Origin of the sequence: Cohnella rhizosphaerae (genome assembly GCF_029525575.1) — a bacterium.
Lineage (GTDB): Bacteria > Bacillota > Bacilli > Paenibacillales > Paenibacillaceae > Cohnella > Cohnella rhizosphaerae.
The window spans coordinates 347132-370715 of the sequence record NZ_JAPDIA010000003.1; the positions used below are offsets into that span (position 1 = coordinate 347132).

General features: G+C 61.5%; 18 protein-coding genes and 3 pseudogenes. 14 read left to right on the forward strand and 7 right to left on the reverse strand.

The genetic code is table 11. From position 1 onward, the window contains the following. The first annotated feature begins 84 nt into the window (after window positions 1-84). From OMP40_RS07165 to OMP40_RS07180, 4 genes are all read left to right on the forward strand, one after another. Complete coding sequence (locus OMP40_RS07165) at window positions 85-426, forward strand: helix-turn-helix transcriptional regulator (RefSeq protein WP_459076905.1); 342 nt, start codon at window positions 85-87, stop codon at window positions 424-426. 16 nt (window positions 427-442) lie between these two features. Next, complete coding sequence (locus OMP40_RS07170; protein ID WP_277530315.1) at window positions 443-1144, forward strand: CTP synthase C-terminal region-related (seleno)protein; 702 nt, start codon at window positions 443-445, stop codon at window positions 1142-1144. 275 nt (window positions 1145-1419) lie between these two features. After that, window positions 1420-2985, forward strand: coding sequence for a methyl-accepting chemotaxis protein (locus tag OMP40_RS07175; RefSeq protein WP_277530318.1), 1566 nt, complete (start codon window positions 1420-1422; stop codon window positions 2983-2985). A gap of 192 nt (window positions 2986-3177) precedes the next feature. Then, the gene (locus tag OMP40_RS07180) at window positions 3178-3345 is read left to right on the forward strand and encodes a hypothetical protein (RefSeq protein WP_277530321.1); all 168 of its coding nucleotides are present in this window, start codon (window positions 3178-3180) and stop codon (window positions 3343-3345) included. A gap of 290 nt (window positions 3346-3635) precedes the next feature. On the opposite strand, the gene OMP40_RS07185 is transcribed toward OMP40_RS07180, so the two are convergent. The 4 genes from OMP40_RS07185 to OMP40_RS07200 form a co-directional block, all read right to left on the reverse strand. Then, window positions 3636-4328, reverse strand: a complete 693-nt coding sequence (locus tag OMP40_RS07185) for a YjgB family protein (protein WP_277530323.1) — start codon at window positions 4326-4328, stop codon at window positions 3636-3638. 67 nt (window positions 4329-4395) lie between these two features. Continuing rightward, the gene (locus OMP40_RS07190) at window positions 4396-5466 is read right to left on the reverse strand and encodes a hypothetical protein (protein WP_277530325.1); all 1071 of its coding nucleotides are present in this window, start codon (window positions 5464-5466) and stop codon (window positions 4396-4398) included. Between the two features lie 53 nt (window positions 5467-5519). Next, on the reverse strand, window positions 5520-6644 hold the full coding sequence (locus OMP40_RS07195) for a TolB-like translocation protein (protein WP_277530327.1): 1125 nt from the start codon (window positions 6642-6644) through the stop codon (window positions 5520-5522). A 213-nt stretch (window positions 6645-6857) separates the two neighbouring features. Further along, complete coding sequence (locus OMP40_RS07200; RefSeq protein ID WP_338131048.1) at window positions 6858-7982, reverse strand: sensor histidine kinase; 1125 nt, start codon at window positions 7980-7982, stop codon at window positions 6858-6860. Between the two features lie 62 nt (window positions 7983-8044). Here OMP40_RS07200 and OMP40_RS39800 point away from each other — a divergent pair, with 62 nt between their 5' ends. Then, window positions 8045-8245 (forward strand): hypothetical protein, encoded by a 201-nt coding sequence (locus OMP40_RS39800; RefSeq protein ID WP_338131049.1) that lies wholly within the window; start codon window positions 8045-8047, stop codon window positions 8243-8245. Between the two features lie 112 nt (window positions 8246-8357). On the opposite strand, the gene OMP40_RS07205 is transcribed toward OMP40_RS39800, so the two are convergent. Continuing rightward, window positions 8358-9053 carry a response regulator transcription factor gene (locus OMP40_RS07205; RefSeq protein ID WP_277530329.1) on the reverse strand — a complete coding sequence of 232 codons (696 nt, stop codon included), beginning with the start codon at window positions 9051-9053 and terminating at the stop codon, window positions 8358-8360. Window positions 9054-9251: 198 nt separating this feature from the next. On the opposite strand from OMP40_RS07205, the gene OMP40_RS07210 reads away from it, so the two are divergent. From OMP40_RS07210 to OMP40_RS07235, 6 genes and pseudogenes are all read left to right on the forward strand, one after another. Next, window positions 9252-10049: an SDR family NAD(P)-dependent oxidoreductase gene (locus tag OMP40_RS07210; protein WP_277530331.1), complete on the forward strand. Its 798-nt coding sequence runs from the start codon at window positions 9252-9254 to the stop codon at window positions 10047-10049. 128 nt (window positions 10050-10177) lie between these two features. Beyond that, window positions 10178-10417: pseudogene (locus OMP40_RS39805) on the forward strand (acyl-CoA dehydrogenase family protein); the annotation flags it as partial. 199 nt (window positions 10418-10616) lie between these two features. Next, on the forward strand, window positions 10617-11351 hold the full coding sequence (locus OMP40_RS07220) for an acyl-CoA dehydrogenase (protein WP_338131050.1): 735 nt from the start codon (window positions 10617-10619) through the stop codon (window positions 11349-11351). A gap of 202 nt (window positions 11352-11553) precedes the next feature. Beyond that, the gene (locus tag OMP40_RS07225; protein WP_277530335.1) at window positions 11554-12918 is read left to right on the forward strand and encodes a helix-turn-helix domain-containing protein; all 1365 of its coding nucleotides are present in this window, start codon (window positions 11554-11556) and stop codon (window positions 12916-12918) included. Then, on the forward strand, window positions 12818-13342 hold the full coding sequence (locus OMP40_RS07230; RefSeq protein WP_277530338.1) for an ABC transporter substrate-binding protein: 525 nt from the start codon (window positions 12818-12820) through the stop codon (window positions 13340-13342). The genes OMP40_RS07225 and OMP40_RS07230 overlap by 101 nt, the downstream gene beginning before the upstream one ends. 428 nt (window positions 13343-13770) lie before the next feature. Continuing rightward, window positions 13771-14787 carry an NADase-type glycan-binding domain-containing protein gene (locus tag OMP40_RS07235; protein WP_277530340.1) on the forward strand — a complete coding sequence of 339 codons (1017 nt, stop codon included), beginning with the start codon at window positions 13771-13773 and terminating at the stop codon, window positions 14785-14787. 188 nt (window positions 14788-14975) lie between these two features. Here the strand turns inward: OMP40_RS07235 and hprK are convergent. Then, window positions 14976-15891: pseudogene (gene hprK / locus OMP40_RS07240) on the reverse strand (HPr(Ser) kinase/phosphatase). 154 nt (window positions 15892-16045) lie between these two features. Here hprK and OMP40_RS07245 point away from each other — a divergent pair. Beyond that, the gene (locus OMP40_RS07245; protein ID WP_277530342.1) at window positions 16046-17635 is read left to right on the forward strand and encodes an ankyrin repeat domain-containing protein; all 1590 of its coding nucleotides are present in this window, start codon (window positions 16046-16048) and stop codon (window positions 17633-17635) included. Window positions 17636-18571: 936 nt separating this feature from the next. Here the strand turns inward: OMP40_RS07245 and OMP40_RS07250 are convergent. Then, a complete protein-coding gene (locus OMP40_RS07250; RefSeq protein WP_277530344.1) occupies window positions 18572-19894 on the reverse strand; it encodes an MFS transporter in 1323 nt (440 codons plus the stop codon). A gap of 330 nt (window positions 19895-20224) precedes the next feature. Here OMP40_RS07250 and OMP40_RS07255 point away from each other — a divergent pair, with 330 nt between their 5' ends. Next, on the forward strand, window positions 20225-21862 hold the full coding sequence (locus tag OMP40_RS07255) for an extracellular solute-binding protein (protein WP_277530347.1): 1638 nt from the start codon (window positions 20225-20227) through the stop codon (window positions 21860-21862). Between the two features lie 93 nt (window positions 21863-21955). Continuing rightward, window positions 21956-22852 (forward strand): annotated as a pseudogene (locus OMP40_RS07260) (ABC transporter permease); the annotation flags it as partial. Window positions 22853-23584 lie beyond the last annotated feature (732 nt).

Consider the following 23584-nt stretch of genomic DNA (forward strand, 5'->3'; position numbering starts at 1 on the left):
GGGGGAGATTACCGGACGTTCAGGCTGTCCCGGCTGGACGGGCTGCGCGTGCACATGGAGCGGTTCGCGAACCGGGGCGTGCGGATGGAGGAGCTGGACGCGCGCTGGGGCAATCAGGAGCGCGGGCAGGAGATCGAGGTGACGCTGCTGTTCAGCCCGCGGCTGCGCGTGCGCGTGGAGGAGACGTTCGGCGCCGAACGGGTGGAGATGCGGGAGGACGGCTCGCTGCTCGTCCGGTCCAGCTATCCGGACAACCGCTGGATGTACGGCATGATCCTCGGCTACGGCCCGGATGTCCGGGTGCTGGAGCCGGCCGCCGTGGCGGCGAAGATTCGCGCCATGGGGGCGCAGATCGCGGCGATCTATGAAGACGCGGAGGAGGCTGCAAGCATGTCGAACGCAGCTGCGCAAAGAACCAATTCGTAAACAGGGAGCGGTAACGATGATTCGGGTGGGCGTGATCGGCGATTACAAAACGGAGGTCAAGGCGCATATCGCTATACCTCAGGCGCTGCGTCTGACCGCAGACACGCTGGGCGTGCAGGTCGACTGCGACTGGGTTCCTACGACAGCGCTCGCGGATACGTACGCGCCGGAGCTGTCGGCTTATCAGGCAATATGGATCGCGCCGGCAAGTCCTTACGCCAGCATGCAAGGCGCCCTGAACGGCATTCGCTATGCCCGCGAAAACGGAATCCCCGTACTGGGTACCTGCGGCGGATTTCAGCATATGATCATCGAATTCGCCCGGGACGTCATGGGCTTGGCCGAGGCCGATCATGCGGAGCTCAGCCCCGAGAGTCCGATGCTGCTCGTCACGCCGCTATCGTGCGCTTTCCGAGAGCATACGCACCGATTCATACTGACGCCTGGCTCTCGCACCGCGGCCGCCTATGGCGCATCCGAAACGATCGAGCAATACGGCATCTGCAATTACGGTCTCAATCCCGCATTCGCCGCGCAAGTTTCGCAGGCCGGATTCCGCGTCGCGGGGGTAGACGAGAACGGGGAGACGCGCATTATGGAGCTGGAGGGACATCCCTTTTTCTTCGGCACGCTGTTCCAGCCGGAGCGTTCCGCGTTCAAGAGAATCGTGCATCCGCTCATTCGCGCGTTCGTCGAGGCCGCGGGAGCAGGCGCGTAGCCGTTGCCAGGGAACGTTGAATAACACCGCCACATCGCCTTGCACAACCTCCGCGGTTCCGCCGCTCGCTAATGCTGCATCTTGAGATTCGCTGCCGCATTCTCCGCCACTTCGCCGGCCCCCTGCTGGTCGGCCGTTCTCGCTCCTTTACGCTTCGCCCCAACCCCGCAATAAATTTGCGGGGTACCGCAATGGATTTGCGGTTACAAGAACGTTGTCGGATTTTATCATAAAGATAGTACTTTATGACCAATCCGAAATGGGGATGTACACCTATGAAGCTCACCGTTGCGAAGAAGATGTATGCCAGCTACTTCCTTGTCCTGATTCTGCTTGCGCTTGTTGCCGCTGTCGGATTGCAGGGTATGAACGACATTCAAGCGCAAACGAACAATATTGTGACCGACGCGATTCCCGTCTCGATGGCCGCTTCCAATCTCATGACCTCGCTCATCAATGAAGAAACGGCAACGCGGGCTTTTCTGATCGGCGGCGACGAGAAATATCTCGATACCTATCAAAAAGGCGTGCAAGGCGTGCAAAACGATCTGCGCGACATCGAAGGCCATCTCCCGAATCATCCGACCATGAAGGCATTGATCGACGAAGCGAAGCCCCAGATCGGGGCGATCGAGCAATATTTCCAATCCCAGATCGCGCTCGTGCGTGCCGGCAGCGTCAAGGAAGCGCAGCTGAAGGTGGGCGACGGCAAGGCGTTGTTCGCCCAGTTCCGGGCAACGCACGGCAAGATCGAGCAGGACATCGCGAAGATCATCGGCGATGCGACGCAAAAGGCTGCGAATGCGAAGCGAAATGCGAAGACGCTTATGCTCGCGATCAGCGGCCTGGCGCTGGCGGCCACGATCGCCCTGGCCTACGCGATGACGCGCAGCGTCTCCGTCCCGGTACGGCTCGTGACCCGTACGCTGGGCAGCGTGGCGAACGGAGACCTGACGGCGGGCGAGCTTCGCATCCGCAACAAAGACGAGATCGGCGAGATGGTCGCCTCGCTGAACGTGATGACGGACAGCCTGCGACAGCTGATCGGATTGACGTCGGCCTCCGCCCACAACGTCTCGGCCGCTTCGCAGCAGATCTCCGCCAGCACGGAGGAGATCGCGGGCAGCAGCGCCAGCCAGGCCGATGCCGCGCAGACGATGAACCACCTGTTCAAGGAGCTGTCGGCGGCCGTATATGCGGTGGCGATCAACGCGGAAGAAGCGGCCGACTTGTCGAACCGTTCCCTGGACATCGCGAGGAACGGCGGCGACGTCGTCCGGACGTCCATAGCCGGCATGGACGCGGTCAGCGCCCAGATGAGCAAGCTCGAGACGGATTCGAACAAGATCGGCGATATCATCGAGGTCATCGACGATATCGCCGGGCAGACGAACCTGCTCGCGCTGAACGCGGCCATCGAGGCGGCCAGGGCCGGCGACCAGGGCCGCGGGTTTGCGGTCGTCGCGGACGAGGTGCGCAAGCTGGCGGAGCGCAGCGGCGAGGCGACCAAGCAGATCACGGCGATCATCCGCGGGATTCAGCAGAGCACCCAGCAGAGCGTGCGCGCGGTTGCCGACGGCGTCGCCTCCTCGATTCAGACGGGCGAGGCGTTCGACCAGATCATCGTGACCGTCCAGCGTACCACGGAGAAGGTCGCCGAGATCGCGGCGGCCAGCGAGGAGCAATCGGCACAGGCCAACGAGGTGCTGAAGTCGGTGGAGCACGTGGCCTCGGCAAGCGAGGAGTCCGCGGGAGCGGCCGAACAGACGGCGTCAACGTCGCAGACGCTGGCGACATTGGCCGAGCAGCTCAGCGCGTCGGTGCAGAAGTTCAAGGTTTAGCGGCTAACGGCATTCGGACCGGTGAGCCGCGTCGGCATCCGTCAGCCCCGGGAGCGATGATCCGCTCCGGGGCTTTTTCGCATCGCGGGTCCGCGAGCGGCTTCAGGCAGGCATGTTGGCGGATGTGATCGGGCAGACGAAGGAAAAGCTGGAATTTTACCAAGAGGTATTGAATAAGAAGGCTGCCGGAAAATGAAAATCGCGTCGATCGGGTCGGGGCATATCGGAGGTATGTTGGGAAAGCGGTGGGCGGCGCATCGGGAAGCGACGGCGCAGGCCGAAGCGGCGAACGGAGCGCTATGGCGCGTGCTGGCGCCGCTGTTCGGGCGGGGATACAGCTTGCAGGTGCTCAGACGCTAAGGCGCGAGCATGCGGCAAGGGACGAAGCAGGAAGATGCCGCTTCGTCCCTTGCGATCGACTGGCGCATAGGCCTGCATCGTCCTGTCCGGACGATGCAACCGGCCGCGCAAGCGCGCTCAAGGCGCCTCCTCGAACTCTGCCGTCCGGATGGGAAGCTTATATCGCTTACCATCCGTGGCGATTTCGATGCCTGCACTTTCGCGCGATAGGTAGGTCGCTTGTATCTTCTACACACGATAAAAAAAACCGCCGGGGCATATGCCTCGGCGGTCTAGTCGCGTGCGGGCCGTTATCCGGCCATATTGTTGCGCGATCCCGTTGTCGAGAAGACCGAGATGTGATCGACCTTGCCCGTGGACTTCGGGATGGCGAACTTCAGCTGGAATTCGGTGCCGGTCTCGTAAACGTAGATCGTATCGTCGCCGCTCTTGGCCGTGGAAGACGGCTTGCCGAGCGTCTGCTCGATCTGCAGCAGCGTCAGCTTTTGCAGCTTGGCGTCGCTCGAACGGATGTCGAAGAGCTGGCTGCCTTTGTTGTAGCCGAATGCGGCATGATGCTTGCCGTAGACGGCGTAGAAGCCTTTGCCCGCCATGTCGTCCGAGTCTGCCTTGCCCCAGTCGTCCCGTACGTTGTCGATCAGCGAATCGTGGGCGACGTACGGGATGCCGGGCGCCTTGCCCTCCTTGGCGAGCTTGAGCAGCTCTTTGATCTGCGCCGCGACATCGGCGGAGACCTTCGTCGGCGCGGCCGAAGCCGGGGCGGATTCGCCCGCCGGCGCGCCGGCCGACGGGGAGGCCGCCGCATCGGACCCGCCTCCGGCCGAAGCCGAGGGCGAAGCTGGAGCCGATGCCGACGCGGAAGGCGATGCGCTTGGCGCACCATTGCTTGAAGAAGCGGAGACGCCGGCGGAGTTGCAGGCGGCGAGCACGAGCACGCTTGCCAACGCGAAGCCGTAGGACGCCTTTTTGAATGATATCTTCATGATGCGGGCCTCCTTGGAAAAACGGTCTTATTTCAGCTTGGCGACGCCGACGGCGATCTGCTCAAGCTTAGCTTTGTTCAGCGTGCCGTCCGGGGGAGCTGACCGTCACGAAGCGGTCGTCGAGCTTGAAGGTGAGCATGTCGGTGCCGGACGGCTTATACCAAGTGGCTTGAACGCCGTTCGACAGGGTGACCTTCGTGCTCTCGTAGCCGTACGAATAGTCGCGGGGCGATACGTTCACGGTCATGTGGGAGAAGAGGAAGTTCACGCCGTCGCCCGTCGCCGCGGCTTGCTTGAAGGCGTCGTCGCCGGCCATGAGCGTCGGCGCGTAAGCCGTCGTGAAGCCGTCGAAGCCGGCAAAGGCGTCCTTGATCGCTTTGAACTGCGCATCGCTGTAGGAGACGATGGCAAGGCCCGCGGTGCTGTCGGATTGCTTGGCGACGCCGACGGCGATCTTCTCGAGCTGCGCCTTCGACAGCGTGCCGTCCATCGAGCTGAGCGTGACGAAGCGGTCGTCGAGCTTGAAGGTGAGCATGTCGGTGCCGGACGGCTTATACCACTTGGCCTGAACGCCGTTCGACAGCGTCACGTTCGTGCCGTCGTATTCGAAGGAATAGTCGCGGGGCGAGACGTTGACGACCATGTGCGAGAAAACGAAGTTCACGCCGTCGCCGGTTGCGGAAGCTTGCTTGTACGTGTCGTTGGCGGCCATCAGCGTCGGCACGTACGGCGTCGTGAAGCCGTCGAATGCCGCGAACGCCGTCTGGATCTCCTTGACTTGGGCGGTCGTGTAGCCGATGCTGGCCAGGTCGGCGGATTGCGGCGGCGTATTCGGCTTCGTCGTCGTGATCACGACCTGGTTGGTCTTCGGATCGAACGTCAATTGGACGTCGAGGGCGCCGGCAAGCGCGCGAACCGGGAGATACGTCGTGTCGTGATACGTGATCGGGGTGAGCTTGGCGCCGTTCGCGTCCGTCGGGGCATAGGCCGAGCCGTTCACTTTGATGCCGATGTCGCCGTTCAGGTAGGCCGTGATTTTCTGCATGTTCGTACCGGCGTAGACGCCGGCCGCGCCTGTGATCGTCATGCCGAGCACCATCGCGCCGAGTACCGATTTCTTCATCATGTTGTTTTTCATATTGAACATCTCCTTATGGGTTGGGTTTGGTTTGGGTTTTAAAATCGATGATCTCAGTAACGGGCAAGCCTTCCTTCCCCTCCGCCGTGACGCCGAGCCGCGTGCCGGAGGGATTCCAGTTGAGCGGGTACTGGGGGGAATGCGTTCGGGACGACGGGCACCACGGTACCCGAGGCAGTGTCGAACACGTAGACGCCGTTCATGCCGCTGCGGTCTTCCGCGTATACGGCGAAGGCCAGCTTGGAGGCATCCGCGGACCAGCTCATATACGGAACGAGGTCGCCTTTGCCGATCGCCGCCGTGCTCTGCGTGCGGCCGTCGGCGTCGTACAGGAGCAGCTTCGCGCCGTCCGCGCCTCCCGCCGTCGATACGGCGATCCGGGCGCCGTCAGGCGCGAGCTCGTAGTCCGATACCCCGGAGGCGAGCAGCGTCGGTTTGGGGTCGGCCCCATAGACCACTTTCTTCAGATTTTGCAGGGCGTCCGTGTAGTAGACGTTGCCGCGCGAGGCGGAGAGCTTCGTGAACAGCTCCGCCTGCGGGTCGTCGATCTCCATCTTCGACACCGTGCCGTCGGTACGGATGACGAGCACGTCGCCGCGTCCTTGCATGGCGCCTGCCGCCAGTACGTACTTGTCCGCGTCCAGCCAGCCGCCCGACTCGAGATAATTGGAAGCCTTGATCTCGGTCATCTCGCCGGTCTCCGTATTTTTCATGAAGTTGCGGGCGGTGTAGTTGTCCTTCCACTGCTGCACGAAGGCGAACTTGCCATCAGGCGACAGCTTCTCCTTGACCAGCGCCGGCGCGGGACCGGCGGCATCGGCCTGCTTGTCGGCGCTGCGCGCGTCGTTCGTCAGGTCGACGGTCTCGGCGGCGTAGCTGAACTTCGCTTCTTCGGTCGCCGTGCCCGGCGACAAGCGCTTCGTCGTGGTGATCCGCACGACGTCGTCCGATAGCCAGGCGTCGATGGACGCGCCTTCGAGCCGGTGGATGCGGTCGATCGCGACTTCGGCGCGCGTCGGCGCGTCGGTCTCTTTCACCACGGTCAGCTTGCGCTTGCCGCCGTCCGGACGCTGGGCGGCCGAGCCGTCCGTTTGGCCGGCCTCCGCGCCGGAGGCGACCGGGACAGGCTCGCCGCGCTTGGCGCTGCAGGCCGTCAGTTCGCAGGCGAGCGCTAGCAAGAGCGTCAGCTTAACGGCGATCTCTCCTTTTTTTGTTCGGCATGAACAGGTCCTCCTGACTGATGTGGATCTCTCGCCAGGGAGCAGTTGCAGCGAGGCGCTCTACCGCGCTGCCCTGCGTCCGTCGTCCCTGTCCTGAGATCAGTATAGAATCGCGATATATCGAAGCCATATCCGGCTTGTATCGAAGTTGTAAACATTGCGGAGCGCCGTTTACGACTCGCCCGAAGGCGTCGTCGGGATCGGCAGCTCGAGTATGAATCGGGAGCCTGAGGCGCCGGATTCGGCGAGCCGAACGGCGCCGCCCTGCTTCTCCGCGAGGCTGCGGACGAGCGACAGCCCGAGCCCGGTGCCGCCGGTGGCGCGGGAGCGGTCCCCGCTGACCGTATAGAACGGGTCGAAGATGCGCGGCTGCGCCTCGGGCGGAATGCCTCTGCCGGTGTCCGCGACCTCGACCAGCATGCGCGAGACGGCGCCGGGTCTCTCCGCCATCCGGTTGCTCAACGTTACTTTCCCGCCCGGCACGTTGTACTTCACCGCATTGTCGAGCAGGTTCAGCACGATATGCATCAGATTGTCGGGATCGGCCCAGACGGTGCCTTCCCGAAGCGCCAGTTCGACGCGGATGTCGGCCGCGTCGGCCTTGACCCGGATGCGTTCCGCGGCTTCGGCCAGCAGCGGAGCGAGCTCGACTTGCGCTGCCTTCGTTTCGAAGTCGTACACGTCCATCGCGGACAGCTGCAGCGCCTTTTCGACCAGTTCGTACAGCCGTGCGGCCTCCGTGCCGATGCGTTCCCTCGCTCTGCCGAGCAGCGCCGGGTCGTCCGCGTACATCTCCAGCAGATCCGCGTAAGCGCGGATCGAAGTGAGCGGCGTCTTCAGCTCGTGGCTAATGTTGCCGATGAACTGCTTCTGCTGGCGCTCGAGCTCGGTCAGCCGCGCGATCGCCTCCATGAGCTTGCGCTTCTCTTCTTGAAGCTGCTCCACGGAAGACGAGATGCTGCCGCTCATGTCGTAGATGCCTTCGGCCAGCTCGCCCAGCTCGTCCCTGCGGCGCACGGGAGGGCGGGTCAAATAGTCGCCGCGTCCGATCTGCTGGGCGGCGCGGTTGAGCCTGCGAATGACGCTCACCTGACGGCGGACGAAGAGGTAGCCGGCCAGAAAGCCGCCCGCGAGCACCGCGAGTCCCGCGTACAGGAAAAGATCGCGGATTCGCTCGTAGAAAGCGTTCTGCTCGGCCAGCGAAGCGTGGAACTGAACCGTGCCGAGCAGTTGATCGGCATTGTACAGCGGGGCCAGGTATAAGAGCGCGTCGCCTTCCGTAATATAAGCGGACATCCCCCCTCGCGGTATAGGCGAGCGCGTCAGACGCGTCGGTTCGCGGCTGGATCGGTAGCGACGTGCCGGCCAGCGTGCCGTCCGTATCGTACAGCGTCACCGGCAGGCCGCTCAGTTCGCCGAGATCGATGGCGAGCCGCTGTCCGTTTTTCTCCATAAAAGGCTTCGCCTCGATGCGCTCGCCGGTCAGGAACGCCTCGCGCACGCGCAAGTTCGCCGCCTCGGCCTGCCGCGCGAAGGTCCGCTCGAGCCGTTCCTTCTGATCTTCCCGAATGCCCGACAACACCTGGATGCTCAGCGCGGCGACGACGGCGGCCAGCAGCAGCGCGAGCATCAGCGACTGCTTGCCCTGCAGGCCGAAGCGCATGCCCCGGCTCATTCGGACGGCCTGGCGCTCTTGTAGCCGACGCCGAACACCGTCTGGATGAGGCTCTGCGCGTCGCCGAGCTTGCGCCGCAGCCGCTGGACGTGAATGTCCACCGTCCGCGTTCCTCCCGCGAAGTCCATGTCCCACACCAATTCAAGCAGCGCCTCCCGGGTGTACACCCGCTCCGGGTTGGCCGCCAGCAGCGCGAGCAGATCGAACTCCTTGGGCGTCAGCTCGAGCGCCTGCCCGTCCACGCGCGCCGTCCGCGACAGCGCGTCGATCGCGAGCGCGCCAAGACGGACCGTCTCCCCATCGGATGCGGGCGCCCCCGGCGGCGCATGATCCTGCATGCGCCGGGCGAGCGCCTTCACGCGCGCGAGCAGCTCGCGGATGTCGAACGGCTTGGTCATGTAGTCGTCCGCTCCCAGCTCGAGTCCGAGCACCTTGTCCACGATATCGTTTTTGACGGTAAGCAGCAGAATCGCCGGACGATCCCTGCCGTCCAGCTTGCGGCAGACGTCGTACCCGCTCATGCGCGGCATCATCACGTCCAGCACCATCACGTCCGGCCTCCGGGCCGCCACCTTTTCCAGCGCTTCCACGCCGTCCGCCGCCGTCTCGACCTCGTATCCCTCGCGTCCAAGCGCGTAGGCAATCGCCTCCGATATGCTCGCCTCGTCGTCTACCACCAATACACGCACCATGCCGGTCCGCCCGCCCTTCCCGATCGAATTTCTCTATAAACATTCATACCCCTAAACGGGCGGGACATGCAAATAGGTGCGGATCGGGAAAACACCCGGAAGGACGATACGCAGGCTTTAAATGCAGCAATCGGTAAGAAATCCTTATATAAATGAGATGTTATTGTGAAAGGAATACGAAGAAATGGAGCTGATCCTATGAAACTGGCGGAGAAAAACGCAATTATTTATGGAGGAGGGGGCGCGATCGGAGGCGCGGTTGCCCGGTTATTCGCGCAACAAGGAGCCAGGGTATTTCTAGCAAGCCGCAGCGCGAACAAAATGGAGCAGGTCGCAGCGGATATCCGAAATTCGGGAGGGACGGCGGACACGGCCGTTGTGGATGCGCTTGACGGACAAGCGGTCCGGGACCATGCCGACCGGGTAGCGAGAGAGGCCGGCGGCATTCATCTTGCCCTGAACGCAATCGGTATCGCGCACAACCAGTTCAAGCCTTTGGCGGACCTTTCGCTTGAGGAATTCGAGGTGCCAGTCACTGCCTATATTCGATCTACGTTTCTGATCTCCCAAGCGGTTGCGCGTCATATGAAAAGGGCTCGCTCCGGCGTTATCCTGCATGTGACCACCCCGGCGTCCCGGATGGCAGGACCGGGATTCATCGGACATAGCGTCGCTTGCGCGGGCGTCGAAGCCATATCCCGGAATCTGGCGGGAGAACTGGCGAAGGACGGCATACGAAGCGTCTGCATCCGATCTCATATGATACCCGAAGCGATAGCGATGGACTCTCACAGCAAGGGCTTATTCCAGGAAAACGCGGCGATGGCCGGGATCGCGTTAGACCAGATGCTTGAAGGGGCTGCCGGGAGCACGCTGCTGCATAAACTTCCGACCTTAAAAGAAATCGCGGAAACCGCCTTGTTCCTGGCATCCGATGGCGCCGCCTCGATGACAGGCACGGTCGCCAATTTGTCCGGCGGCTTTCTGCTGGATTAGTTGCGGCGTTATCCGGCCTGCCCACAGGGCGGGCCTTTTCTTCGTAAGCTTCGCCGCTTGATCCGCCTCCCGGAACATGCTAGGCTCATAAGCAACATGCAGACAGAGACGAAGGGGAGGAATCGACGATGACGGACACCTTTGCGAGGACGGCGGCCGAGCGGGATCGCCTCGCGCTAGTCGGAGAGCTGGCGGACACGTTCAAGCCGCTGGCCCAGGCCGTCGACGAGGCGGGCGGTTTCGCCTTCGAATCCGCGGAGAAGCTTCGCGCATCGGGCTATACGACCTGGGCGGTGCCGGAGGCGTACGGCGGCGCGGGCATGTCGGTCTACGAGCTCGTCCTCTATCAGGAGCGGATCGCGATGGGCGACCCGGCGCTGGCGCTCGCGATCGGCTGGCATATGGGCACGGTGGCCGATCTGGCGGCGAAGAAGACGTGGAGCGAGGACAGGCTGGCGCTGTTCCTGCGGGCGGTTGCGGCAGGCAAGCTCATGAATCGCGCGGCGACGGAAAAAGGGACGGGCAGCCCGACGCGAGGCGGCAAAATGCAGACAACGGCAGAGCCGCATGGGGACGGGTACGTCGTACGGGGGGCGCAAGACGTTCACGTCGCTCGCCCCGGTGCTGGACCTGGTCGTCGTCAACACGACCCTGATCGAAGGGGATACGGAAGGGCCGGCCGACTTCCTGATCCCGATGGACGCGCCGGGCGTCTCCGTCGACCCGGTCTGGAACATGATGGGCATGCGCGGCACGGGCAGCCACGACCTCGTGCTGGACGACGTCGTCCTGCCGGCCGAGGCGCTCGTTTACCGCGCGCCGGCAGGCAAACGCGTCAATCAGGCTAATCCGCAACTGCTCCACGTGCCGGCCTGTTATCTCGGGGCCGCGCGCGCAGCGCGCGAAGAGGCGCTCGCCTTCGCCGCTTCGTACCAGCCCAATACGCTCGACCGGCCGATCATTCATTTGCCGCATATCGGCGCGCTAATCGGAGAGATCGACGTCGAGCTGGCGGCTGCGCGGCACTTCATGTACAGCGTCGCCGCGAAGTGGGAGCATCCCGTCGCCGACGAGGGCGCGGGCATCGCCGAGCTGGGCGCGGTCAAGGTGTTCGCGATCCGCACGGCGCTATCGGTCGCCGACAAGGCGCTTCGCATCGCCGGCGCGCACGGGCTGGCCCAGACGCATCCGCTGCAGCGGCTTTTCCGCGACATCCGCTTCGGACTGTCCAATCCGCCGATGGAGGACTCGGTGCTGCGCATGTATCATCAGCAGGCGCTGCGGGAGACGGGGCAGGCGTGAGAATTGCACGATAATAATGGGAAATATGCGAATGCGTGTCGGGGTGCGTCCACATGACAGAATCCGAAACGATCGGCGATTGGGCAAACATGCCGGTCAAGCTGCTTGATATTCGTCTCGCGACGTTGAGGCGGGGAGAGGCGTTCGCGCCTTACCGCTTGCCCGCGCATGCATTCATGCTTGCCGCCGGGGGAAAGCGCAGTTGCTGCTGGCCAGCAGGCAGGTCGTTCACCTGCAAGATCAACTGCTGCACGGCTGCAAAGGAGATAGCCTGCAGATTCAATGTCTAAGCGAGTCCTATGCGTATTATTTGGTCCTGTACAAGCCGTTTTTCAAAGCGGAAGAGGGGCATGCGGCCAAAGGGCGCGCGGGCGCGACGGCTTCAATAACCTCCAAGTACGACTATAGATGCCCCGAGCCCTGGCAGCTTCGGCAGCTCGCCGAGCAGTTGCACCGTTCGTGGACGGAGGGCGGCGAATTGGAGCGGGTGCTCGCGACCGGATTGTTTTATCAATTCGTCTACGAGCAATTCCGTCAACTGCGGCTTGCCAAGGAGGCGCATCGGCCAGACCTGGCGGAGCTGATCGCAGACTACCTGCGCGTTCATTATCGCGAACTTGCTTCGATGGACGAGCTTGTCCGGGCGTTTCACTACAGCGCCCACTATCTCTCCAGAGTATTCAGACGCAAGTACGGTACAAGTCCGTTGGGTTACCTCGCGCGGATGCGCATGAGCCGTGCCAAGGAGCTGCTGGCCGAGACGAGCATGAGCATCCGGGACATCGCCGATCGCGTCGGATACGCGGATATGTATTATTTTAACAAGCAGTTTAAAAAGCAGCTGGGCATGACGCCGGTTCAATTCAAAATGCAGGTGCTCGGCACGACAGGTTCAATTCGTCCCAAAGTTGCGCCCGAATCGTTCATTGCTCAGGCGGCTGACGCCGATTATAGTGTTGATGATAATGATAATTGTTATCACCCATCATCGATACGGAGCGTGAACGAAGTGAAGGTCAGCAACAAGCCGTCCATGGCGGCTAGCCTGTTGTTCGGCATATCGCTGCTGCTTGCCGCATGCGGCGGCAATGGCGCGGGGAACGGAGAGTCGGCCCAAAGCTCGCAGCCTGCATCCGCGAAGGCGACGGCGGCAGCGGAATCGTCGGAGCAAACGCGGATTTACAAAGATGCGCTGAAGCGAGAAACGGAGATCCCCGTTAATCCGGAGCATGTGGTCGTCGTTACCTACGGAGGTTATCTGCTTCCATTGGGTATGAAGCCTGCTGGCGCGGACGATGCCACGTTGAAGCAGTATCCCGAAGAGATGGCGGGCGTCAAGAATATCGGAGAGGGTCTGGGCAAGGAAGAGGCCATTGCGGCGCTTGATCCGGATCTGATCATCGTACCCGACTATTACGACGCAAGCCAAATACGAGAACTATGCCAAGATCGCGCCTACGATCGCTGTGGCCTGGGGCGGGGACCCCGATGTCATCCATACGCTGCGCACGATGGGCGATATTATGAACCGCAAGACGGAGGCGGAAGCGTGGATCTCCGAGTTTGAAAAGAAGCTTCAGCGCATCCGGGACCAGATCGACGTGCGGATCGAACCTGGTACGACGGCGCTCACTTTCGTTTATTATGACAAGGAGATGCTGATCGGAGGAGAAGGGGGCACGCTCGGCAAATTAATCTACCAGGATTATGGCTTCCGGATGCCCGATCAGTTAAAGCAATATGCGGATGGCGGGACTGCGCTCTCGTTAGAAGCCTTTATTGCAAATCCTGCGGATTACTATTTTACGCAGATGACCGACGACGAGATGGCGGAGCTGACGGAACTGTTTAAGGATCCCTTGTACAGCACGCTGCCCGCCGTCAAAAATAATCGCATCATCAACGTCAGCCGGCAAAAGTGGAATTACGGTCCGTATCGCGTCGACGAAGCCGTCGACGAACTGATCGCACAGATGAACAAGCTGCAGTAGAAGGGAAGCCGGCATTGGCCTAAGCCAGTTTGCCGGCTTTGACATACCAGGCTGCCCCGATCGGGGCAACTTCCTGTTCGTATGCGTCCCCGGTGCTGCGTCATGCCGTCAGGCGATCGGCCGTTCTGCCAATGCCAACGCCAGGAACAGCTTGCCGGCGTGCAGCAGGGCGCGCTCGTCGATGTCGAACCGGGGATGGTGATGCGGAAAGCTTCAGGAAGCTGCCGTCGAGCGCCCCGAGCCGGCATGCGCCGTGCCGGACAGTCGCGGCCGCATGCTTGCATGGCCCAGGCCGCTATACGGTGAGGGCGCTATGCGTGACGTTTGCGTGAGGCGGTGCTCTTCTTCGTCGCCAACATGAAGGATTTAATAAGCATTGCGGCGAAAGTATCTCTCTCCAAATCAAAAAGGAAAGAGAGTCTTTCAATATGATGACATGGCGAAAAGCATTGGCGCTGCTGGGAATAGCGGTACTGGCTTGGACGATGCTGGCTTATCCCGCCGATAGCAGGGCAGAGGGATCGCAAGGAGCATACCGTCTGTCCGCCTATGAGGGCGGATGGGTCGACAAGGCTTTTGTGGAAGACGAAGACACCGACGGTACGCTGCAGATTCGCGTCAACTCAGATGACGGCACTGTTGGGATCGCCTACGAGGCGTGGTTTTCGGGCGAGACATACACGTTTGAATCGACCGCGCCGATTACGGCTGCGGATGACCGGGCGGTAAAGTGGACGTATTCATATGTGGATGCGGACGCCAAAGGCATACACGCCCATAAAGGCACTGGATCAGTCGCATTCGGCGCCGGCAGGATCACGCTCGTGCTGAATACGCTGCCGGCCGAACTGACTAAGTCATTCAAAGCGACTAGAACGTTGATACGCGATCCGTACGGCGAGAGAAATTTCTCGTCCGGCGAGGCGATCGCGATCGCGACGGCAGCCTGCAAGTGCAAGCCCTCTGCGCAGGTCGAAGTGGTGATGCCCGACGGCGATAACGAGGGCAATAAAAACTGGATTTATTATGTTTGGTTTATCATACGAGATAACTACCGTGTCGAATACAAGGTCAATTTGCACAAACGGCAGGCAGAAATGGTGAAATCGGATTGGGAATACGGAGCCTCTGTTAAGGTCGCCAAGGCAACCGCTTCAAGCACGCTGCCAGGCTCCAAGACAGCTTCCTATGAGGCATCCAATCTCATTGACAAAGACCCTGCGACTTGCTGGTGCGAAGGCGTGAAGGGGCTGGGCGTCGGCCAGAGCGTGAAGCTCTCATTCGCTGAGAAGACGGAGTTGAGCGGCGTCGCGATCGCGCCGGGCTATGGCAAATCGGTCGCCTCGTATCTGGATAACGGCAGCGTGAAGAAGGCCAAGCTGGTCTTCTCCGATGGCACGGTCCTACTGCTCGATCTAACCAAGAAGCTCAACATCTTTTTTTGATGAAAAGGTGAAAGCGTCCAGCGTCAAATTCGTCATTCTCGACGTGACGCCCGGGACCAAGTACGCGGATACGTGCGTGTCCGAGATTCGGTTTTTTTTAATCTGATCGCATCGTGCCGCGCTTCATGCGAAAAGCCTGCCTATCGCTTCTATAGCGTAAGGCAGGCCTTTTTCACATGGGGAATGTCTCACTGGATGCTGTTATGGATCCGCTGCATGAACTCCTCCGCGGCGCTGTAGCCCAGCTGCTTGAGGTACCAGTTGTTCGCGGCGGCCTCGATGAGGCCGGCGACGTCGCGTCCGGGCTGCAGCTGGATCTCGATGTAGGGGATCTGCACGCCCAGGTAATCGGAGAACTTCGGCTCCAGCTCCAGCGCGTTGCTGAGCTCGCCGTCCCGCCAGGTCGCGAGCTCGATGTCGAGCACGACGCGGGTCTCGTCCTGGAACGCCCGGCGGCCGTACTGCCGCACGACGTTGATCAGACCGACGCTGCGCAGCGCGAGGAACTCGCGCGTCGTCTCGTTGTGCGAGGCGAGCAGCAGCGACGGGCCGAGCTTCTTGAGCACGACGACGTCGTCCGCCACGAGCCGGTGGCCTCTGCGGATGAGCGTGTGCGCCGTCTCGCTTTTGCCGATGCCGGACTTGCCCCGCAGCAGGACGCCGATGCCCGATACGTTCACGCAGACGCCGTGGATGGACTGCTCGGGCGCGAGCGCCTTGACCAGATAGCCGTCCAGCTTCGCGATGAACTCGGTCGTCGGTTCGTTCGTCCGCAGCAGGGGGGATGCCTTCTTCGTCGCAAAACTTTTTCAAATAAGGAAGCTCCTGCTGGCCCGCGGTCACGATGAAGCAGGGCGGGTGATACTTGACGATGTTGCCGATATGAAGCAAGCGCTCTTCGACGCTGAGCTGCAGCAAATACGTAATCTCCTTGCGGCCGAGCACCTGCACGCGCTCCATCGGAAAGAATTCGAAGTAGCCGACGAACTCCAGGCCGGGACGATGCGCCCGCGAGCGCGTGATCTGCCGGTCCAGGCGGTCGGCGCCCGCCAGCACCTCAAGCTTGAATGAATCCGCGAGACTGTGTACGGCGATGGACTTCACGCGGCCAACCTCCTTTGAATGCGTCGTATATCATACTCTACCCGATGTATTCCCCGTCGGAAAGGCTTATTCCTGCGAAATGCGCGGGGAAGATAGACAGAATGCCTGGAGCATGTTAGAAAGGAAAAAGAATCCAGCCGAAGGAGCTTAAAAAATGCCCGCCGTCTCCCGTGTCAGCCGATTTGCCATATCCGCAGCCGCGGCGCTGCTGATCGCCTCGTTTCCGATATCCGCTCCGCGCCCGCCGGCAGCGTTCGCCTCGGCAGCCGTGGTTCCCATCGCCAAGCAACAATTGACGCTTCAGATTCAAACGGTCCGGCTTTCCCAGGTCGTCATGGTTCCGGCCCGCGCCTTCTTCCAAGGCGTAGGAGCGCGCTTTCAGCTCCAGAGCAACACGATCTCCGCAGAACTGGGGAGCCACCGCATTTCCGGCACCGTCGGTTCGCTCAAGGGCTTCATCGACGGAAATGCGGCGAAGCTTCCGTCCGCTCCTATCATCGTCAAGGGCACGCTCTATATCCCGATGCAGCTCGCGGCAGGCTTGCTTGACTATGATGCCTGGCGTTACGACGAGGGTACCCGGAAGCTGACGTTCAGCTACAGCGAGCAGAAGCAGAACAAGCTCGCGGCTATTCTTCATAGCGCGGCCCGGCAAGGGAACGTAGCGCAGCTGCAGAAGCTGCTCGACAGGGGCGTTGACGTCAACGCGAAGGTGAAGGGGTATGCGGATTGGACGGCGATGGATTACGCCATTCTCGACCACAGGCCGTCGGCCGCGGAGCTGCTGCTGGCGCGCGGAGGCACCTACAAGCCGGCGCTTGTATGGCCGCTGCTGCATCCGAGCGACGCGCAAGCGACGGCAACGCTCGAGGTGCTCCTGAAGCGCGGACTGAACCCGGATTTATGGGACGTCTATACGCACGCCACTTTATTAGAGCAGGCCAGTATGAAAAGCACTACCATCCGGCCCGACGGATCGGAAGTGACGGCCGCGCCATCCTACGAGACGATCCGGCTGCTTCTGGCGCACGGAGCGAAGGTGACGACGGATGCCCTCTATCATGCCGCGGGGGCGGGCAGCTACGAAGTCGTTCAGGAACTGCTGCGGTATGGCGGAGACCCCGACCGGCGGTCGAGTCTCGGCGCTACGCCCAGGGACGTCGCCCGTTCTCGCGGCGTGGAGCGGTGGCTTGTTCGCGATGCCGGTCAGACGCTGGCGCCGCTCGCCTTCCGAACGGCCGAAGGAACGGAGCTCGAGGAGGGCAACGCGCAGTTGAAGCCGACCGCCGGAGCCGGCGCGCAGACGGGAAGCGAGCCGTTGTCGGTCAACGTGTATTTTTCGAAACAGGCATACGTCGAGGCGGGAAGCTATCAGCCGGAGTTTGTAGCCAAGTACGGAAAAGGGTGGGTGCTGCACCGGCAGCCGACGATCGATATTCAAAGCGGAACATCCGGGCCAACGATCTTGCAGCTGCCCAAGCTTAACGCCAAGGTACGTCTGCTCACGGCGGATCCGGCGCATTGGACCGGCGCGCTGTATGTGAAGGAGGCCGATTCGGACCATGTATACATATTCGAGCCGGCAGCGGGCGTCTTCGAGCTCTATCTGCCGCCGGGCAAGTTCTTCGTGGATGTCGTAAGGATGGGAGAAGAGCTGAAGCCTTCCGCGACGGCGGCGGCGGTCGAGATCGAGGAGGGCCGGTCGGGTTATGAGATTCTCGTTCCGGTAACGGAGGGCGCTTAAACCGAAAAGGCGCTGCAAGCAAATCGACAGCAAAATAGACCGCCGCGGCTTGAAAAGCAGTTAATCTGAGCGTTCAAATCAAAGCGGCCGGCAGCCGCTGAAGGCAAGTCAGGCAAGGGATATCGGACCCAAGAGACGTTATTTCTTAAAAACCAGTAAAATAGCGATGGTTTCGGACTGGAGGGCCGTTATTCATCCGGATCACGGCTAAAAAAAGGCCGGCAAACCCGAAATAGAGGCGCCTGGGTCCCCGAGCAGGCCGCCAATCGCGATTTGAACAAAAATAAGGGTTTCTCAGTCCGTCAGCGATGCGCGAATGCACAAACCCAAAGGCCGTCGGAGCTCTAAGTATGCGCGTAGATAAACAGTTGACGGGTCAGAGAGGAGTAACCATCCCAAGTATGCACGTAGATCAACAGTTGGCGGGTCAGCGAGGAGTAACCATCCCAAGTATGCACGTAGATCAACAGTTGGCGGGTCAGCGAGGAGTAACCAACCCAAGTATGCATGTAAATCAACAGTTGGCGGGTCAACGAGGAGTAACCATCCCAAGTATGCACGTAGATCAACAGTTGGCGGGTCAGCGAGGAGTAACCATCCCAAGTATGCACGTAGATCAACAGTTGGCGGGTCAGCGAGGAGTAACCGTCTCAAGTATGCACGTAGATCAACAGTTGGCTGGTCAGCGAGGAGTAACCATCCAAGTATGCACGTAGATCAACAGTTGGCGGGTCAGCGAGGAGTAACCAACCCAAGTATGCATGTAAATCAACAGTTGGCGGGTCAACGAGGAGTAACCATCCCAAGTATGCACGTAGATCAACAGTTGGCGGGCGAAGAGGCAACCGGCTGTCGAAGTATGCATGGAGTTAGAGTGCAATAAGGCGACCGCCGGGACGCCCCGGCGGTTTTTTAACGCTTGTCGGCGAGATAGCGCTAAGCCCCCAACGAACGCCCCGCAGCGCGGGAGCCGCCCCTGCGATACCAGAGCATCACGGGGAGCAGCAGCAGGGCCAACGCGCCGCCCGAGAGGGAGAGCGCCGCGAAGCTCGACAGGGCGACGACCGCGCCGGACAAGGCGCCGCCGGCCGCGCCGGCGAGTGAGATGAGCACGTCGACGGTGCCCTGCGTTTTGGCGCGCGTGCGGAGAGTCGTCGCGTCGACGATGACGGCCGTGCCGCTGATGAGACCGAAGTTCCAGCCGAGGCCGAGCAGCACCAGGCCGAAGATCATCCAGGCCGACGAGTCGCCCGGCGCGAACGCTGTGACGAGCGCGGCGCATAGCAGCGTCGCCGCCCCGGCGCAGGACATCGCGATGCGCCCGATCTTGTCGACGAGCATGCCGGTCACGAGCGAGGGGAGGAACATCGCGGCGATATGCGCGCCGATCGTCAAGCCCACCATGTCGAGGCTGTGCCCGTGGTGCTTCATATGGAGCGGCGTCATCGTCATGACCGCCGTCATGACGATCTGGGTGATCAGCATGACGGCTGCGCCGACGACGATGCCCCGGTTGCCGGCGCGCTCGGTGGCGGCGGCATCGGCGGCTCCGCCTTGCTCGCCTCCGCGGCTTTCGCCAGCGACGTCTCCGCCTCCTTCGCCCGCGGCTGTCGTCGCCTCGGCGCTCGCCTTGGCGACGAGAAAAGGATCCGGCCGCAGCAGGATCGCGAACACGAGGCCCGCGAGCGCGAACGCCGCCGACGCGAGCATGAAGGGCCCGGCGAGCGCGGGCGCGCCCCAATCGGCCGCGAGCCTGCCCATCGGCGACACCAGGTTCGGGCCTGCGACGGCGCCGAACGTCGTCGTGAGCATCGCGATGCTGACCGCGCGGGCCCGCCGATGCGGCTCGGCCAGGTCCGTGCCGGCGTAGCGCGCCTGCAGGTTGGTGGAGGTGCCCGCGCCGTACACCAGCATCCCGAGGAGCAGCAGCGGCAGGCTGTCCCAGACCGCCGCCGCGACGACGCCCAGCGCGCCGATCGCGCCAGCGAAGAAGCCGGCCGTCAGTCCGGCCCGCCGGCCCAGCCGCTGCGTGAGGCGCCCGACCGCGAAGGCCGACAGCGCCGAGCCCAGCGTGAACAGCGTCGTCGACAGCCCGGCGAGCCCGTCCGAGCCGGTCATGTCCTGCGCCAGCAAGGCGCCGACGGTGATGCCCGACGCGAGCCCCGCGCCGCCGAACAGCTGCGCGATCACGACGATGACGAGCGTCCGCTTGTGGATGGCGCGCCGTTCTGCTTGCGTGTAGACTTGTATTTCTTTCATTCGAGCCTCCGAAGGTGAGTCGTCCGTTGCTTTGTATATGCGTATATGAAATCATACTATGAATCGGCATCGGCCGTCAGGCGGTTTTTTGAGCCGATATAAAAAGCGCGCGCGTCGGGATATTCGTCCGATTGTTTACGGTTTTCTATCGCTTTAGCATTTTCCACACGGCCTAAACCCTTGCCAGGACTGGTGTTAAGCGCTTTCCAAGCAATTCCTTCCGGAAAATATCTACCTCCGTCAAAACGCTGAATTTACGAGCTCGGAGACCGTCTCGTAGGATGGGATTGCAAGACAGCCTCACATACCGATCTCGGGGGAGGAAAGAAAATGGTCATGAAACAATTAAGCGGCGGCGTCGTTCTGGCGCTGACGGTCGCGGCGCTGGCCGCCTGCGGCGGCAACAACGGAAACAACGGGGCGTCGGGTTCTCCCACGGCAAGCGCTCAAGCTGCAAGCTCGCCGGCTGCGGGCGCTTCGGCAAGCAGCGCGGCAAGCGCCTCCGCCGACTACGGGGATACAGGCGGGCTCAAGCTCCCGCTCGTCGACAAGCCGACGACGATCAACTGGATGCTGGTCGGCGATTCGCCGGTGAACGACAAGATGATCGTCAAGGAGATCGAGAAGCGCACGGGCATCACCGTTAATTTTCAGACCTACGCATCCTCTACCTACCAAGACAAGCTGAAGGTGACCGTCGCTTCCGGCAAGCTGCCCGATATCTTCCATGGCCTGACGGCGGCCGAGCTCAAGAAGCTGGGCAAGCAGGGCGCGGTCGTCCCGATCAACGACTATGCCGACATGCTGCCGAACTTCAAGAAGCTATATATGGAGGAGAACGACTGGGTCGTCAAGTCCTACGGCGACGAGAGCGGCAAGATCTATACCTGGCCGATCTACGATATGAACCGGGCGGTCAACCACGGCTTCCTGTACCGCAAGGATATTTTCGAGAAAAACGGCATTCCGGAGTGGACCGACACGGAGGGCTTCTACCAGGCGCTGAAAAAGCTGAAGGAGCTCTACCCGGATTCATATCCGTACGCGTCCAAAAGCACCGTCAACATCTTCAAAGACTTCGCGTACGGCTGGGGCATCGGCGGCGCGAACTATCCGGTCTATTACGACGAGGCGGCGAAGACGTGGAAGTTTGCCTCCACGCAGCCGGAGAGCAAGGACATGCTGGACTTCATGAAAAAGCTGTACAACGAAAAGCTGCTCGACCCCGAATTCATCACCGATACGCAGGACTCCTGGACGTCCAAGATGACGTCCGGCAAGTCGTTCGTCACCTTCGACTGGATCGGACGTCTCGACCTCTTCTACAACCAGGTCAAGGACGCGAACCCCGCGTACGATCTGCGCTACGGCAATCCCGTCGGGCCGACCGGCCACGTCCGGTCGCTGCCGAAGATCGAAGCGGGCTGGTCGATCACGGTCGCGAACAACGCGAACAAGGAAGCGTCGCTCAAGCTGCTCGACTATCTGACCAGCCCGTCCGGCGCGGCGCTAATGACGCTAGGCGTAGAAGGCCAGACGTTCAACTTCGACGCGAACGGCAAGCCGGTGTATCCGGAGCTGGCCAATGAGCCGGCCGTCGACATCAAGGTGCTGGAGAATAAATACGGCATGTGGCTTGAAGGCGCGTACTTGCGGCCGGACCACCGGAGCGTGTACTTCAACTACACGGAGAAGGAGCAGGAGGCGCAGGACAAGATCACGAACGGCGACAAGTTCGAGCCGCTGGACCCCGTCCTGAACTTCACCGACGACGAGACCGCGACGATCGCCGAGCTTCAGACTTCGCTGCAGAAGGCGGCCGAGGAGTTCAACACCCGCTACGTGCTCGACAAGAAATACGGCGACGCCGAGTGGGAAGCGTGGAAGACCAACGCCGACAAGCTGGGCGCGGCCAAGCTCGCCAAGATTTTCAACGACGCGCAGCAGCGCTTCGACAGCGCCAAATAACGCCGAATCAGGCTGCGTCACACCCGGCATCGCGGGAGACGGCGCGCGGGACGATCTTCCCGCGCCCGTCCTTCGCCGACAGGAGGGAACCTCATGCGAACGTTGCTCCGCAAAATCGCGCGCGACAGACAACTGCTCATCCTCTTTATTCCGTGCATCGTCTTCTACGCCCTTTTCCGATACGGCCCGCTATACGGCTTGATCATCGCCTTCAAGGATTACAGCGTGTACACGGGCATTCTGGACAGTCCCTGGGTCGGCCTCAAGCATTTCGAGCGCTTCTTTTCCGGCCCGGACTTCTTCCTGCTGCTCCGCAACACGTTTTTGCTCGGCTTCTTCGCCCTTGTATGCTCGTTCCCGTTCCCGATTCTGCTGGCGATTCTGCTGAACGAGGTTCGGGTCCGCTGGTTCAAGAAGTTCGTTCAGACGGCCAGCTACCTGCCGACCTTCCTGTCCGTCGTTATCATCAGCAGCATGATCATCGATTTTCTGTCCCCGAACAACGGCATCGTGAACAAGCTGTTGAACCTGCTCGGCTTCGAATCCAAGTACTTCCTGATCGACCCGGCCTGGTTCCGCCCAATCTACGTACTCTCGGACATCTGGGCCAATACGGGCTACGAAGCGATCATCTTCCTGGCGGCGATCGCCGGGATCAATCCGACGCTGTACGAAGCGGCGCGGGTGGACGGCGCGAGCCGGCTGCGCATGATGTGGCACGTCACGCTGCCGGGCCTCCTGCCGACGATTCTCGTCGTGTTCATCCTGAAGACCGGATCGATGTTCCGCGTCGGCTACGAGAAGGTGCTGCTCCTGTACAATTCGATGACCTACGACGTCGCCGACGTCTTCTCGACCTTCGTGTACCGCAAGGGCCTGCTCGAGTCGAACTATAGCTACGGCGCGGCAGTGGGCCTGTTCGAGGCATTGGTCGCCATGGTCATGCTGCTCGGCGCGAATCTGATCAGCAAGCGGCTGGGAGGGGAAGGGACTATGGTAGGACAACGCAGATTCACGGTATTCGGCGTCGTCAACGCGCTGATCCTGATCGCCGTCGCGGTCTCCACCCTTTATCCGCTGCTGTACATCACGGCCGTATCGGTCAGCGATACCGCGAGCGTGACGCAGGGCGAGGTGTTCCTCTGGCCGCACGGCTTCAACCTGGAGGCGTACAAGGACGTCCTGTTCGATCCGAAAATTCCGAGAGCGTACCTGAATACGGTGTGCTATACGTTTCTGGGCACGTTCATCAATCTGCTGTTCACGTCGGTGGCGGCTTATCCGCTGTCCCAGCCGCAGTTCGTCGGACGGAAGTTCTGGATGCTCGCGATCGTGCTGACGATGTTCCTGCAGCCGGGCATCATCCCGAACTTCCTGATCGTGCAGAAGCTTGGCCTGCTGGACTCCGTATGGGCGCTCGTCATCCCCAACGCGATCTGGACGTTCGAGTTGATCATTCTGAAGAGCTTCTATGAAAACATGTCGGCGCAAATTCGCGAAGCGGCGCTGATCGACGGGGCATCGGAGTACCGCATCCTCTTCAACATCGTGCTGCCGCTCTCCAAGCCCGCGCTCGCGTCCGTCGGCCTGTTCTTTTTCATCGGCCACTGGAACAGCTTTTTCCTCCCGATGATCTATCTGAACGACCAGTGGAAATATCCGCTGCAGGTGGTGCTGAGAGGCATGCTGATCTTCCACGAGGGCAACTCGTCCTCGCTCGTC